This window comes from Mesorhizobium sp. RSR565B, assembly GCF_054719465.1.
In genome coordinates, this window is the sequence record NZ_JBTTIE010000001.1 from 45,850 (window position 1) to 59,388 (window position 13,539).

Below are 13,539 nucleotides of genomic sequence, written 5' to 3' on the forward strand. Positions count from 1 at the left end.
CCGGCTGCACCGTCTCAGCCATCAAGCCAGACGTTCTGCAGGTCCATCTCGAAGGTCTGGTGGACGCCGTAGTTCTTCACCTTCTTGTTCATGTGGCTGTAGAGCTTCTGCCAGAAGGGTTGAATGATGACGCCGGAATCCTGCAGGATCTGCTCGACATCCTTCATCACCTCACGCCGCTTCTCCACATCGATCAGCGACAGCGCCTGCTTCAGCTTGGCGTCGAAGTCCGGGTTGGAATAGGCCGATTCATTCCAGGCCTCGCCGGTGCGATAACCAAGCGCCAGGACCTGGACGCCAAGCGGGCGCATGTACCAGATGGTCATCGAATAGGGATATTTCGTCCAGTCGTTCCAGAAGGTCGAGCCCGGCAGCACCGTGCGCTTGACCTTGATGCCGGCGTCGCGCAGTTGGCCGGCAATCGCGTCGCCGGTGTTCTTCTGCCAATCGTCCTCGACGGTGATCAGCTCGTGCTCGAAATCGGCCTGCCCAGCGTCGGCCATCAGTTTCTTGGCGCCGGCCGCGTCGCGCGTCTTCTTGGGCAGCGCGAAATATTCAGGATGGATAGGGCTGACATGGTGGTTTTCACCGACCGTCCCTCGCCCGGCATAGCCGAGTTCCAGCACCGCATTGTTGTCGACCGCCATCTGCAGCGCGTTGCGCACCCGCTGGTCGTCATAGGGCTTGTGGGTAACGTTCGTGCGGGCAACCAGCGTGGTTGCCGTCGCAACCTCGGACTTCTCCAGCCCCATCTTATCCAGGATGTCGATGAAGTCGGCCGGCGTCTCGAAATTGAGGTCTATCTCGCCGGATTCGAAGGCGTTGATCGAAGCGTTGAAGTCGGTGCCGTAGTCGATGAACTCGACGCTGTCGAGCGGCGCTTCACCACCCCACCACTTGCCGTTTTCACGACGCTTGACCACCGCCTTCTGGCCGACATCGTAGGAGACCAGTTCGAACGGGCCCGTGCCGATCGGCTTCTTGACCGGGTCGGCGCCTTCGGCGTCGAAATTGCGGTGGACGACGAGCGCGGGATAATCGGTGAGGTTCGGGATCAGCGAAATGTCGGGCGCGCTGAGCGTCAGCTTGACCGTATTGTCGTCGACCTTGGCGATCGCGCCTTCCCTGGCCTTGCCCGACTTTTCGTCGATCAGCCCGCCGACGCGAGCGGCCATGGAGTTGCCGGCGACCTTCTTCTCGCACCAGCGGGTAACATTGAAGACCACGTCATCGGCGTTGAAAGCATTGCCATTGTTCCAGGTGATGCCCTTGCGCACATGCAACGTGTATTCCGTGGCGTCGTCATTGATGTCCCAGCTTTCGAGCAGCACTGGCTCGAAGGTGAATTCCCTGGTGTAGCGGACCAGCGGCTCCAGCCAGCAGCGCGAGATGTTGGCGAGTTCCACCCAGTCATAGGTGCGCGGATCTTTTTGGGCCTTGACCGACATCGATATGTGCAGCGTGCCGCCCTTCTTCGGCTCCTCGGCAAAAGCCTGTCCCGGCGCGGCAAGGCCGATCATGCCGTAGGCCAGCGCCGTCGATGCGCCGAACGCACTTGCCAATGCAAGAAACTCGCGCCGGTCCATACGGCCAGCACGCGTCTCTTGCGCCATCGCCTCGATGGCCGTTGGCACGCGATCGCCATTGCTTTTGAAAAGTGTCATATCTTTCTCCCTTGCGGTTCCCATCGGGTCTTCGCCCGTTATCAACTCATTCGTCGTTCTCTTAGCTAACGCTGTCGGGCAGCCTCTCTTCGCGCTGCGCGATAAAGTCCCTGAGGCCCTCGGCAATGCCCTCATCGAGTTTCGGCTCTTCATAGTCGGCCAGCATGTTGCGGGCTTTCTCGCGGCCGCGCGTGTCGTGGTCCTTCGCCCCTCCAGCCTTCCATTGTTCGTAGGAGTTGAAATCCATGATGGTGGGCATGAAGAATGCCGACTCGTAATGATCGAGCGTGTGCTGGGTGCCGAGGAAATGGCCCTGCGGCCCGACCTCGCGGATCGCCGCCATGGCCTCCTTGAAGTCGTCGAACGGCAGGCCGCCGGCATATTTGTACCAGCCGACAAGCTGCTCGCAGTCGGTGGCGAATTTCGAATAGCCGCAGGTCAGCCCGGCCTCCAACCAGCCGGCGGAGTGCCAAATATAATTGGCGCCGGCGAGGATGGCGGCATGCATCAGCATGTTGGATTCATAGCCGGCCTGGGCGTCGTTGAGCTTGGAGCCGACATGGAAGCCGGAGGTTCGCCAGGGCAGTTTGTATTTCCGCGCCAGCGCGCCCATCAGATACATCATCTGGGCGGCTTCCGGTGTGCCGCCCATCGGCGCGCCGGTCTTCATGTCGACCGTCACCATGAACTGGCCGTAGATTTGCGGCGAACCAGGACGCAGCAGCTGGGTGAAAGCGACACCGGCCAATGCTTCGGCATTGACCTGCGCCACCGCGCCGACGGCCGAGGCCGAAGTCGATGCGCCGCACAGCGCAAAGGGCGCCAGGATCAGCGGCTGATTGCTGCGCGCATAGACCTTCATCGCGTCCAGCATGGTGGCGTCCCACACCAGCGGCGAGTTGCAGTTGGTAATCGACACCAGGACCGGGTTGTCGCGGACGAACTCCTCGCCGAAGACGATGCCGGCCATCGCCATCGTGTCTTCGGCGCGATCTTTGGAAGTAACGATGCCCATGAACGGCTTGTCGGAGTGCTTCAGCGCCGAATGGATGATGTGGAGATGCCGTTTCGGCACCGCGATCTCCATCGGCTCGCAGATGATTGAACTCGACGAATGCAGCGCCGGGGCCATGTAGGCGAGCTTGTGAAAATTGTTGAGGTCTTCAAGCGTGCCATAACGCCGGTTGTTGTCGAGGTCGCGCACGTAAGGCGCGCCATACATCGGCGCGAAGATGGAGTTCTTGCCGCCGACGCTCACGGTGCGCTCGGGATTGCGCGCATTGAGGGTGAACTCGGACGGAACCTTCGCGACCAGTTCCATCAGCAGGCCGCGGTCGATGCGGACGCGTGTCTCGGACACGTCGGCGCCCGCCGCCTTCCACATGGCGATCGCCTCGTCGTCGCGGAACTCGCAACCGACCTCTTCGAGGATGGCGAGTGACTCCTGGTGGATCAGTTCCACCGCCTCGTCCGGGACCATCTGGTAGGTGGGGATCTCGCGGACCAGCGTCGGGAACGAGGTGACGGGGGCGCTCCTCAGCGCCTTGCGTCCGAGGCGACCGCCGCCGCGGCGGTGGATTTGCTCGGTCAGTTCAGTGGCCGGTGCGTTCATGGAGCCTCCTCATTCCGTTGCAGCCAAGTTAGCGAGACGAAATATGGCTGTGACGCTGGAAAATCCTGATCTCTTGTATAAGCTGAGCTTATGCGAAGCCTGCGCCACCTCCTGCCCTCGGCCGGCAGCCTGATCGTCTTCGAGGCGGCGGGCCGGCTGTCGAGCTTCACCGCCGCCGGGCGCGAACTCGGCATGACGCAGGCCGCCGTCTCGTATGCGGTGCGTGGGCTGGAGGAACAGCTCGGTGCTCAACTCTTCCAGCGCCGTCACCGCCAGGTCGTCCTGACAGAGGCGGGCGAGCGTTTTCATGCCGACGTCTCGCTGGGACTCTCACACATCCGCAAATCGGCGGAGGATCTGCGCCTGCAGGCGACCGGCGGCCATGTCACGCTGGCCGCGTCGACCGCCTTCGGCTCGTTCTGGATGATGCCGCGCCTGCAGCAGTTCCGCGACGAGTTGCCTGGCATCGACCTGCGCATCCAGACCGCCGACCGCGACCTCGACATTATCGCCGAGCGCATCCCGCTAGCCGTGCGCGGCGGCGAACCGCGCGACTGGGCGGATTATCATTCGCTGCCGCTGGCCGACGAGGAAATCTTCCCGGTGGTAGGCGCCAGCTATCTGGCGAAATTCGGCATGCCGAGGAGCGTCGCGGAGCTGGCGACGCACCGTCTGATCCATCTCGAGGAGCCCTACCGCGAGGCGGCCAGCTGGGACGAATGGTTCCGGTCGGCCGGAGGCAGCCTCGACGACACCGCGCGCGGCCTGCGCATCAACGACTATGGCCTGGTGATCCAAGGCGTCATGGAGGGCCAGGGCATTGCGCTTGGCTGGCGGCATCTTGCCGAACGGCTGCTGGCCACGGGGTTGCTGGTGCCGGTGACCGATCACGTGCTTAGGACCGGCAAGGCGTTCTATATCGTCTGGCCGAAGAACCGCGAGTTAAGCGAGAATGCGCGCAAGGTAAGGGATTGGCTGGCGGCGCAAGCTTGAAATCGGTTGTAGCGTAGTCACTATCGCGGAGTTCCTTCACACCCCCCTCTGTCCTGCCGGACATCTCCCCCGCAAGGGGGGAGATTGGCAGTTCATATGTCGCGTCACCCTTCAAGCATTGGAGATTGGCGAAAGCCGTCGTGACATCTGATCTCCCTCCTTGCGGGGAGATGGCCGGCAGGCCAGAGGGGGGTGCTGTCCCGCTGGCGTCTCCAATGTCCGGCATTCATTGAAGCCTTCCGCACACCCTTCGAATCCGCCTATAATACCCCCATGCCCATTCGCCAGCTTTCGGAAACGATGATCAACCAGATCGCCGCCGGCGAAGTCATCGAGCGTCCGGCGAGCGTGGTGAAGGAACTGGTCGAAAACGCGCTCGACGCCGGCGCCTCCCGCGTCGAGGTCGTCACTGCCGGCGGCGGGCTGAACCTGATCCGCGTCACCGATGACGGCTCCGGTATCCCCGAACAGGAACTGGCGCTGGCCATTGCGCGCCACTGCACCTCGAAACTTGCCGACAACATTCACGATATCCGCTCGCTCGGGTTCCGTGGCGAGGCATTGCCGTCGATCGGTTCGGTGGCGCGGCTGTCGATCCGTTCGCGCACGACCGCAGGCGACGCTGCCGCCGAGATCGCCATCGAAGGCGGCCGCGTTTCGGCGGTCAAACCGGCGGCGGCCAATCGCGGCACAACGGTCGAGGTGCGCGACCTGTTCTTTGCCACGCCGGCGCGGCTCAAATTCATGAAGGGCGAGCGGGCCGAAAGCTCGGCCACCAGCGACGTGGTCAAGCGCATCGCCATCGCCTTCCCCGCCGTGCGCTTCACGCTGGCCGGCTCGGACCGCTCGACGCTGGAATTGCCGGCGACCGATGACAGTACCGAGGGCAGCCTGCGCCGCGTCGCCCAGGTGATGGGCGCCGAGTTTCCCGACAATTCCATCGCTATCGACGCCAGCCGGGACGGCGTGCACCTGACCGGCCACGTCTCGATCCCGTCCTTCACCCGCGCCAACGCGCTGCAGCAATATGCCTATGTCAACGGCCGTCCGGTGCGCGACAAGCTGATTGCCGGCGCCATTCGCGGCGCTTTCGCCGATGTGCTGCCGCGCGACCGGCACGCGGTGACCGTGCTGTTCCTGACGCTCGATCCGGCGACCGTCGACGTCAACGTCCACCCGGCCAAGGCCGATGTGCGCTTTCGCGACCCCGGCCTGGTGCGCGGGCTGATCGTCGGCGCCATCCGCGAGGCTCTGGCCAATGCCGGCATCCGCGCCGCCACCAGCGGTGCCGCCGGCATGATGGCGGCGTTCCGGCCGGGGGCGGCGTCCTACGCCCATGCCGGCCCGGCCAACGGCCATCGCAGCTACGACGCGGCCCACCGCGCATCGGGCTTTGCCGGGTTCGATCGCTCGCCGCAGCGGCCGCTGGATATGGGATTTGACGGCGCCGGCTTCCGCGAAAACGACCAGGCTGCATTCGATGCCGGGCCGCTTGTCAGCGCCGACGCGCGTGCAGGCACGGCCGAGCCGGCCGAGACGCTGCTTGGCACAACGCTCGGTGCTGCGCGCGCGCAGGTGCACGAAAACTATATTGTCGCGCAAACCAGGGATTCGCTTGTCATCGTCGACCAGCATGCGGCGCATGAGCGGCTGGTCTACGAAGCCCTGAAGGATGCGCTGCATTCCCGGGCCGTGCCCTCGCAGATGCTGCTCTTGCCGGAGATCGTCGACCTGCCGGAAGAGGATGCCGAGCGGCTGGCCATGCATTCCGAAACGCTGGCCCGGTTCGGCCTCGGCATTGAGCGTTTCGGTCCCGGCGCGGTGGCGGTGCGCGAGACGCCGTCGATGCTCGGCGAAACCAATGTCCAGCAATTGGTGCGTGATCTTGCCGACGAGATCGCCGACAACGACACTATCGAGACGCTGAAGGAACGACTGGACAAGATCGCCGCGACTATGGCCTGCCACGGCTCGGTCCGCTCCGGCCGCCTGCTCAAGCCTGAGGAGATGAACGCGCTGCTGCGCCAGATGGAAGCAACGCCGGGCTCCGGCACCTGCAACCACGGCCGCCCGACCTATATCGAACTCAAGCTCGCCGATATAGAGCGGCTGTTTGGGCGGCGGTGAGCACAAGCCAGGTCAGGGCACACGCTCAATTCACCAACAGGCGATAATCCTTGAACCTATGAGAGAAAACGTAATCCCTTGAGTAACCGGCGCTACCGCCGCGAAAATTCACGGAGATTATCTCGAAGCTTCTCCCAACCTGTTTTTGAACATTCATGTAGATGGGAGTCATCAGCATGCCGGCATCGCAATCGTCGTCATCGAAAGCGATCTCCTGAACGACCTTCTTTTTCTTCTTATCGATGACCCGCAGCTTATTCATGCAGACGAGAAAGCCCGCTTTCTCGTAGACCCCGGCAAATCTGTGGGTGGCTGTCTGCGCCCAGAAGGGAATCTCGACGGTGCCGTCAACCTTCGCCTCACCGGTATCGTCGAGGCTTGCGACCTTCTTCAGCGTGATCGGGAACTTGTCCGAGCCCTTGCTCCAAGTCCCTGTTGCGCCGCTTTCGCCAAGGTCGAGAGAAAACGGACATCCGATGGTGCCAACGGGCGTTTTCGATCCCATGACCAACACCCGGTCGAACTCCCTGTCGTCCGCGATCTCGCAAAGGAAGACGCTGGTGCCACTGATCTTGCCGTACACCGCTATCGGGCTTTGCTTCGCGTCGTGGAAATAGCTCCCCTCGACCGTAATCCCGCTGCCGAAACTGTCATATCTCTGCAGCGATAGGTGGACGGGGTTAGGTCCGATGGAGCCTTCGTAGTTTTCGACCTGATACCAGCCCGCGGCGGCTTTCCCGGTCAGCAGCAAAACGCAAAACATTGCCGATATGAACAGTCTTCCCATTCCGTCCCCCAGTGAAGGCAGCGTACCATAGCTGTCCTTCCTCTGGGTGTCTGCATTCTGATGGAAGCGGTTCTCGGTTTGAGTCCGAAAACAGCTCCAATCTTTTGTTTTAACGCTTTAAATTCACGACGATCACGCCGCCGAGGGCCAACGCACCGCCGATTATGCCGAGCAGAGTCGGCACTTCGCCCAGCCAGAAGAAGCCGATCAGGGCCGACATGGGCGAGACCAGATAGAGGAAGTTCGAGGCGCGCGCTGCCGGAAGACGCGACAGTGCGGTTGCCCAGGCGGCATAGGCGATCAGGCTGGGCACGATGCCAAGAAAGATCACGGCGCCGATACCGGCCGTGTTGGCGACCGCGGCCTGCGCAAAGCCGCTCGGCAGAAAGGGTGCCAGGCAAAGAGCGCCAAGGATCATGTTCGAGGCCGAAATGGTCAGCGGGTGATGGCGGGCAAAGAGCGGCTTCTGGACGATCGTGTTGACGGCCGAGCACAGCGCGGAGCCAAGAACCAGCAGCGCGCCGGTGTCGAAACTCAAGCCATTGCCGTCAGCCACAGCGATGATGCCGATGCCGGCGAAAGAAATCGCCGTGCCGAACCAGGCCCAGCTTGAGAAGCGCTCGCCGAGCAATGCCATTGCCATGATGGCGGTGAAGATCGGGCTGACATTGATGATGAAACCGGCGGCACCCGCCGAAACCGTCAATTCGCCGAAATTGAGCATGACAGTGTAGAGCGCGACGAAGATGGCGCCGCCAAAGACCAGGCGCCACACTTCGTCGAGCCTCGGCAGCGCCGGGCGCTTGACGGCAAGAAAGATCGCCGCCGGCACCGCGGCAATGGCAAAGCGCAGCGCACCGAGTTCCAGCGGCCCGAATGCGGCGAGGCCGGCACGGATCGCCGGAAAGGCCGAGGCCCAGCCAACCACCGTCAACGCCACGGCGATGGCCGCCGTGGTGTCCATCCGCTGTGTCGGATTCGACGTGCTGGTCGTTGCGCTCATCTGCCTGTCCTCGGGTTCCCAGAGTGTTGAAAGGCAGAAAGCGCCTTTTCGGCGCCGTTGACAAACGATCATATCGAGGATCACCTGTGACTATGGATCACAGCTCAGACACAATGGTGCCGCTCGAGACCCTGCGCGCCTTCGATGCGGCGGCGCGAACGGGGAGCTTTTCGGCCGCGGCCGAGAAGCTCAACATCACCCACGGCGCCGTCAGCCGGCAGATCGCCAAGCTGGAGGACTGGCTGGGCTTGAAAGTGTTCGACCGCGGCGCGCGCGGCGTCTCGCTGACCATCGAGGGCAACCGCCTGCATCTGCGCACGGCGGAAGCCTTTGCGCTGATCTCCAGCCATTCCGACCGCTGGGTCGAGCCGCGCGGCACCGCCGTGGTGCGGCTGACCTCGATACCCTCCGTCAGCGGGCTGTGGCTGATGCCACGCATGGCGGCGCTGGAGAACAATCCCACCAAGCTGCGCATCGTGCTCGACGTCGACATCCGCCAGGCCGACCTTGCCGATGAAGGCATCGACCTGTCGGTCCGCTGCGGCCGCGGCGGCATTCCGGGCCGCATCTCGGTGAAGCTGTTCGAGGAACATGTCTTTCCCGTCGCCGCGCCCGGCCTTGCCCACGAGATCGGTCGCGGCGACCCGGCCCGGCTGCTCAAATTTCCGCTGATCAACGATTCCGACGCTTCGGGGTGGCGTGCCTGGTTTGCCGCGCAAGGGATGGACTACCGCCCGCGCCCGCAGGATCGCCGCTTCGAGGACTACAATCTGGTGCTCGACGCTGCCGCCTATGGGCTCGGCATCGCGCTGGCGCGGCCACCGCTGACCGGACACCAGTTGGAGGCAGGCCGCATCGTCGCCATCGACGAGCGCACGGCGCTGAACCCGGTGTCGTACTGGCTCGACCGGCCGCTGGGGCGGCCGCGCATGGCTGCCGCCGAACTTTCACGCCGTATCGCTGTCGAGGCGGGGCTGGCGATGGACAAGATGGAAGCATTCCTCGAAGCCGAGCGATAGCGGCGATCGTTCGGTGCTCAGCGAAGCACCAGCAGGGCTAGCCCGACAATGGCGACGGCCAGAAACCCGGTTGCCAGCGCCATCAGACCGACACGCGTCTGCTGTCGGCCTTCCGGCTGGGCCGCATCATTCGGCCCAGACGTCGCCTGCTCCCGCTTCATTGGCATATCGGTGGTGGCAGCGCGGCGCTGCGGCGAAACCACGGGTGCGAGAAGCGCAAACCAGGGCAGTCCTGCGGGCTTTGCGGCAGCGCCATCTTCGGCCCTTGCCGGCGGCAGCGGCAGACCGCGCTGTGCATCGTCGTTGGCTGGCGTCGCCTTGCCTATCGCAGCGGTTGTCGGCCCGATATCGTCGGGCGTGGCGTCACCAGGCTCGGCAAGGGCCAGATAGGCTTGCAGGACCTCGGCAGAACCCGTCTGCTGCCCCTTTGCGGTGGCTGCGGACAACAGCGCCTGCAGCGCCGGCGCCGCTGCCTGCTGCAAAGGCGCGCCGGACGGCGTCGGCGGCTGCACCAGCGCCTTTATAAGTGCTGCTTTCGCCGGATCGGCCTTCGCCGACGGCAACGCTGCCAACATCATGGCCTCACGCAGCAGCGCGGTCAGGCGGGCGGATGAAATGTCCATACCGGTCCCATAAGAATGGTTTGGAGCGACAATAGCGCCTCAGCATTGCGTCAAGCTTGACCTTGCCGGCAATTTATGGCGATGAAATCAGCATGAACCTTGGCACCACTCCATGATGAACCGCTTCGAAGGCCCCGGCGGCAAGGAAGCCCGTATCCGCTATCTCGACGGCGACTTCCAGGTCACCAGCCCCGGCGCCTTCGTGCGCTGCGCGGTGACCGGCGAGAGCATTCCGCTGGACGAGCTCAAATATTGGAGCGTCGCCAGGCAGGAGCCCTATGTCAGCGCCGCCGCCTCGCTGCGCCGCGAGATCGAGATGCATCCGGACCTGCGCAGCCGGGGTTAAAGGCGCGCACAGAGCCGTTGGTCGCGTTCCTTCACACCCCCCTCTGTCCTGCCGGACATCTCCCCCGCAACGGGGGAGATTGGATGATCATCTTTGCTTTCGCCAAATCAACAGCGTTGCAGAATGAGCGCCATTGGCAAAGCTGCTGATCTCCCTCCTTGCGGGGGAGATGGCCGGCAGGCCAGAGGGGGGTGCTGTCCCGCCAGCATCTCCGCGTGACGCTGCACGCCCTACCCTCGCAGCTTCCGCTGTCTCCAGGCATCCAGCGTCTCGTCGATGATGCGCTCCGGCACAGTGTCGAGTTCGAACGTGGCGTCGATCTCCAGCACGGCGAGTTCAGCGAGGAAATCGGCCGGGGCAGCGCCGTGGCGCAGCCGGGCTGCGTCCTTGGCGGTGGTCACGAGGCCCAGTCCCTCACGGCGCGCGGTTGCCGCCAGTTCGGCGAGTTCGTCGGGGGCATAAAAATGATGGTCCGGAAACGACCGGCTCAGCGCCACTTCCGCGCCCGTGCCGCGCAGCGTCTCGAAGAATTTTTCGGGGTGACCGATGCCGGCAAAGGCGAGGAACCGCCGGCCGGCGAACCGCTCCTTGGCGGCGGGCTCGGCATGCGCCTCGAAGATCGGCCGGCCGGCGCGCGCCGCCTGGCGCACGACCTTGTCGGCGGCAGCGCCCTCGCCCATCTTCAACAGCCCATCGGTGAACACCAGTTGGTCGACGATGTTGGCTCTCAGCGGTCCACCCGGAATGACGCGGCCGTTGCCGATGCCGTAGCGGGCGTCGACGACGACCAGCGCATAGTCAATATGGATGCGCGCGCTCTGAAAACCGTCATCCATGATCAGGAAATCGCAACCATGGGCTTCCAGGAGCAGCTTGGCGCCGGCAGCGCGGTTGGGGCTCACCGCAACCGGCGCGTGCTCGGCCAAAAGCAGCGGCTCGTCGCCGACATGCTTTGCAGCGTCGTGACTGGCATCGACGACATGCGGCTGCGCGAACGAGCCGCCATGGCCGCGCGACAGGAATCCGGGATTGAGCTGCATGCGCCGGGCCTGCTTGGCCAGCGCGATGGCGACCGGCGTCTTGCCGCTGCCGCCGACGGTGAAGTTGCCGACGCAAAGCACTGGCGCGTCGATCTTTTTACGTATCGCCCGATGCATATGGCGGCCGGCGACCATGCCATAGACCGCTGATAGCGGCGACAGCGCAAAGACCCGCCAGTCCGGCGCTTCCCACCAGAAAGGTGGTGCTTCCGACGCCACCTATCGCCCGTCGGCGCCCTTCAGGCGCGACTTGACGATCAATGGCTGGATATAAGGCTCGAGCGACTTCAGCGTGTGCGCCAGCGCACCGCGCATCTGGTCGACTGTGGCGGCACCGGCCGCCATCATCTCATGGCGCGCAACTTCATTGCTCAGCAGGAAATTGACGGCGCCGGCCAGCATGTCGCGGTCGCGCACCAGCTTGGCGCCGCCGCTGTCGAGCAGGCGCTGATAGGCCTCGCGAAAATTCTGGACGTTGCGGCCGGCCAGCACAGCGGTGTCGAGCATGGCCGGCTCCAGCGGATTCTGGCCGCCTTCCGAGGTCAGCGAGCGGCCGACAAAGGCGATTTCCGTCAGCCGGAGATAAAGCCCCATCTCGCCGATCGTATCGCCGAGCAGGATATCGGTGTCGGCGGTGATCCGGTCGCCCTTGCTGCGCCGCGCCAGCTTCAGGCCCATGCCGGAAATCTGTGCGGCCAGCGCTTCGGCGCGGTCGGGATGACGCGGGACGATGATCGTCAGCAGGCCATGGTGGCGCTTGTAGAGCGTGGCGTGGACTTCCGCCGCGACCACCTCCTCGCCGTCATGGGTCGAAATTGCCGCCCAGGTCGGGCGGCCGGCGATCTGGCGCTTCAGCGTCGCCAGCGCCCGTTCGTCGACCGGCGGCGGCAAGGTGTCGACCTTGAGGTTGCCGGACACGGTGACCGGCCGGGCGCCAAGCGCGCGAAACCGTTCGCCGTCGACATCCGACTGGGCAACGACGTGTGCTAGGTTCTCGAACAGCGCCTCGGCGATGTTGGCGCGCTTCTTCCAGGATCTGAACGAACGGTCGGAGAGCCGGCCGTTGACCAGCACCTGCGGCACGTGTCGGGCGCCGAGTTCGAGGATGGTCATCGGCCATATCTCGGATTCGGCGATGATAGCCAGGTCCGGCCGCCAGTGATCGAGAAAGCGGCTGACGGCCGGCTTGAGGTCGAGCGGAACATATTGGTGGATGATGCGGTCGCCCAGCCGTTCGTCGGCAACCTGCGCCGAGGTCACTGTTCCCGTCGTCAGCACGATGTTGACACCGTAGTCGAGGATGCTTTGCACCAGCGGCACGACCGCAAGGGTCTCGCCGACGCTTGCCGCATGGATCCAGATCACCGGCCCTTCGGGGCGCGGCCGCCCGGCAACGCCGTAGCGCTCACGGCTGCGGCTGCGGTCTTCCTTGCCCTGCGATGTGCGCCAGGCGACATAGGGACCCATCAGCGGATAGGCGGCTGCACCGGCAAGGCGGTAGGCCGCCAGGAAGGCGCGCGCCCAGCCGACGCTCATGGCCTGCCGTCCACGAGCCGATAGGCCTCGGCGGTTGCGGCATTGAGCGCGGCCGTGACTTCCTGGCGCTTGCGCTCCATTTCGGCCTCGTCGGCATTGGCCGGCACGAAAACCGGCGTTCCGATGACGATCGAGGAGCGGCCGAACGGCAGGTTGATGGTGGTCTTGTCCCAGCTCCTTTCCAGCACCTTGCGGCGGCTGGTGGCGATGGCGGCAGGCATGATCGGCCGGCCGGAAAGGCGTGCCAGCAGAACGATACCAAGCCCCGCGTCGCGCGGCGTGCCGTGGGGAATGTCGGCGATCATGGCGACGTTCTTGCCGGCCACGAGTGACTTTTTCAGGGCGATGAGCGCCTTGGCGCCGCCCTTGTCGAGATGCTTCGTGCTTTCACGCCCGCCGGAGCCGCGCACCGCCTCGATGCCGAATTTTTCGATCATCAGCGCGTTGAGTTCGGCGTCGGCGCTGCGCGAGACCATGGCGACCAGCGGCCGTCCCTTGGGATAATAGGCTGGGGTCAGCAGATGCTGGCCATGCCAGAGCGCGATGATGCCGGGTTCGAATTCGGCGTAGTCGCCGCCTGAAAATTTAGCCGAGCCTTCGACCACGCGGTTGGTCAGGCGCACCAGGCGGACGAACTGGGCGAGCAGGCTGACGATCATGCTCTTGACGATTCGCGACTGCGCCAACGGCTCGCGGATCTTGCGCCAGAATGTCTTCGAACTGCCGCCGCGTCTTCTTCGGACCGCGGCGCCGGTGGGCTGCCCTTTCACCGCTTCATGCTCCATCGCT

Annotated in this window: 12 protein-coding genes; 4 read left to right on the top strand and 8 right to left on the bottom strand. The window is 64.3% G+C overall.

The features are described 5' to 3' along the window. Positions 1–14: 14 nt before the first annotated feature. Entirely contained in the window at positions 15–1,664 is a 1,650-nt protein-coding gene (locus ACYG9R_RS00210; RefSeq protein ID WP_023824540.1) for an ABC transporter substrate-binding protein, read from the bottom strand. A gap of 61 nt (positions 1,665–1,725) precedes the next feature. Next, positions 1,726–3,276 (bottom strand): trimethylamine methyltransferase family protein, encoded by a 1,551-nt coding sequence (locus tag ACYG9R_RS00215; RefSeq protein WP_023824539.1) that lies wholly within the window; start codon positions 3,274–3,276, stop codon positions 1,726–1,728. A gap of 90 nt (positions 3,277–3,366) precedes the next feature. On the opposite strand from ACYG9R_RS00215, the gene ACYG9R_RS00220 reads away from it, so the two are divergent. Then, positions 3,367–4,269: a LysR substrate-binding domain-containing protein gene (locus ACYG9R_RS00220; RefSeq protein ID WP_023824538.1), complete on the top strand. Its 903-nt coding sequence runs from the start codon at positions 3,367–3,369 to the stop codon at positions 4,267–4,269. Between the two features lie 273 nt (positions 4,270–4,542). After that, the gene (gene mutL / locus ACYG9R_RS00225; protein WP_023824537.1) at positions 4,543–6,396 is read left to right on the top strand and encodes a DNA mismatch repair endonuclease MutL; all 1,854 of its coding nucleotides are present in this window, start codon (positions 4,543–4,545) and stop codon (positions 6,394–6,396) included. Between the two features lie 25 nt (positions 6,397–6,421). Here the strand turns inward: mutL and ACYG9R_RS00230 are convergent, their stop codons facing one another. After that, complete coding sequence (locus tag ACYG9R_RS00230; RefSeq protein WP_155923298.1) at positions 6,422–7,183, bottom strand: hypothetical protein; 762 nt, start codon at positions 7,181–7,183, stop codon at positions 6,422–6,424. 109 nt (positions 7,184–7,292) lie between these two features. Next, on the bottom strand, positions 7,293–8,186 hold the full coding sequence (locus ACYG9R_RS00235) for a DMT family transporter (RefSeq protein ID WP_023730491.1): 894 nt from the start codon (positions 8,184–8,186) through the stop codon (positions 7,293–7,295). 92 nt (positions 8,187–8,278) lie between these two features. Here ACYG9R_RS00235 and ACYG9R_RS00240 point away from each other — a divergent pair, with 92 nt between their 5' ends. Then, the gene (locus tag ACYG9R_RS00240; protein WP_023824535.1) at positions 8,279–9,205 is read left to right on the top strand and encodes a LysR family transcriptional regulator; all 927 of its coding nucleotides are present in this window, start codon (positions 8,279–8,281) and stop codon (positions 9,203–9,205) included. A gap of 17 nt (positions 9,206–9,222) precedes the next feature. Here ACYG9R_RS00240 and ACYG9R_RS00245 read toward each other — a convergent pair whose 3' ends face one another. Beyond that, a complete protein-coding gene (locus tag ACYG9R_RS00245; RefSeq protein WP_023824534.1) occupies positions 9,223–9,828 on the bottom strand; it encodes a hypothetical protein in 606 nt (201 codons plus the stop codon). 112 nt (positions 9,829–9,940) lie between these two features. On the opposite strand from ACYG9R_RS00245, the gene ACYG9R_RS00250 reads away from it, so the two are divergent. Further along, positions 9,941–10,174: a DUF2093 domain-containing protein gene (locus ACYG9R_RS00250; RefSeq protein WP_023694434.1), complete on the top strand. Its 234-nt coding sequence runs from the start codon at positions 9,941–9,943 to the stop codon at positions 10,172–10,174. A gap of 230 nt (positions 10,175–10,404) precedes the next feature. Here the strand turns inward: ACYG9R_RS00250 and lpxK are convergent, their stop codons facing one another. From lpxK to ACYG9R_RS00265, 3 genes are read right to left on the bottom strand one after another with little or no spacing between them, the layout of a single operon-like run. Beyond that, entirely contained in the window at positions 10,405–11,433 is a 1,029-nt protein-coding gene (lpxK, locus tag ACYG9R_RS00255; protein ID WP_023824533.1) for a tetraacyldisaccharide 4'-kinase, read from the bottom strand. Next, positions 11,434–12,750, bottom strand: coding sequence for a lipid IV(A) 3-deoxy-D-manno-octulosonic acid transferase (gene waaA, locus ACYG9R_RS00260; RefSeq protein WP_023694436.1), 1,317 nt, complete (start codon positions 12,748–12,750; stop codon positions 11,434–11,436). Then, entirely contained in the window at positions 12,747–13,535 is a 789-nt protein-coding gene (locus ACYG9R_RS00265; protein WP_023682942.1) for a lysophospholipid acyltransferase family protein, read from the bottom strand. The genes waaA and ACYG9R_RS00265 overlap by 4 nt, the downstream gene beginning before the upstream one ends. Positions 13,536–13,539: the final 4 nt, after the last annotated feature.

Bases quoted from the DNA above. Each gene is read 5' to 3' on its own strand.
- ACYG9R_RS00210 (WP_023824540.1), bottom strand. From the start codon at position 1,664: ATGACACTTTTCAAAAGCAATGGCGATCGCGTGCCAACGGCCATCGAG.
- ACYG9R_RS00215 (WP_023824539.1), bottom strand. From the start codon at position 3,276: ATGAACGCACCGGCCACTGAACTGACCGAGCAAATCCACCGCCGCGGC.
- ACYG9R_RS00220 (WP_023824538.1), top strand. From the start codon at position 3,367: ATGCGAAGCCTGCGCCACCTCCTGCCCTCGGCCGGCAGCCTGATCGTC.
- mutL (WP_023824537.1), top strand. From the start codon at position 4,543: ATGCCCATTCGCCAGCTTTCGGAAACGATGATCAACCAGATCGCCGCC.
- ACYG9R_RS00230 (WP_155923298.1), bottom strand. From the start codon at position 7,183: ATGGGAAGACTGTTCATATCGGCAATGTTTTGCGTTTTGCTGCTGACC.
- ACYG9R_RS00235 (WP_023730491.1), bottom strand. From the start codon at position 8,186: ATGAGCGCAACGACCAGCACGTCGAATCCGACACAGCGGATGGACACC.
- ACYG9R_RS00240 (WP_023824535.1), top strand. From the start codon at position 8,279: ATGGATCACAGCTCAGACACAATGGTGCCGCTCGAGACCCTGCGCGCC.
- ACYG9R_RS00245 (WP_023824534.1), bottom strand. From the start codon at position 9,828: ATGGACATTTCATCCGCCCGCCTGACCGCGCTGCTGCGTGAGGCCATG.
- ACYG9R_RS00250 (WP_023694434.1), top strand. From the start codon at position 9,941: ATGATGAACCGCTTCGAAGGCCCCGGCGGCAAGGAAGCCCGTATCCGC.
- waaA (WP_023694436.1), bottom strand. From the start codon at position 12,750: ATGAGCGTCGGCTGGGCGCGCGCCTTCCTGGCGGCCTACCGCCTTGCC.
- ACYG9R_RS00265 (WP_023682942.1), bottom strand. From the start codon at position 13,535: ATGGAGCATGAAGCGGTGAAAGGGCAGCCCACCGGCGCCGCGGTCCGA.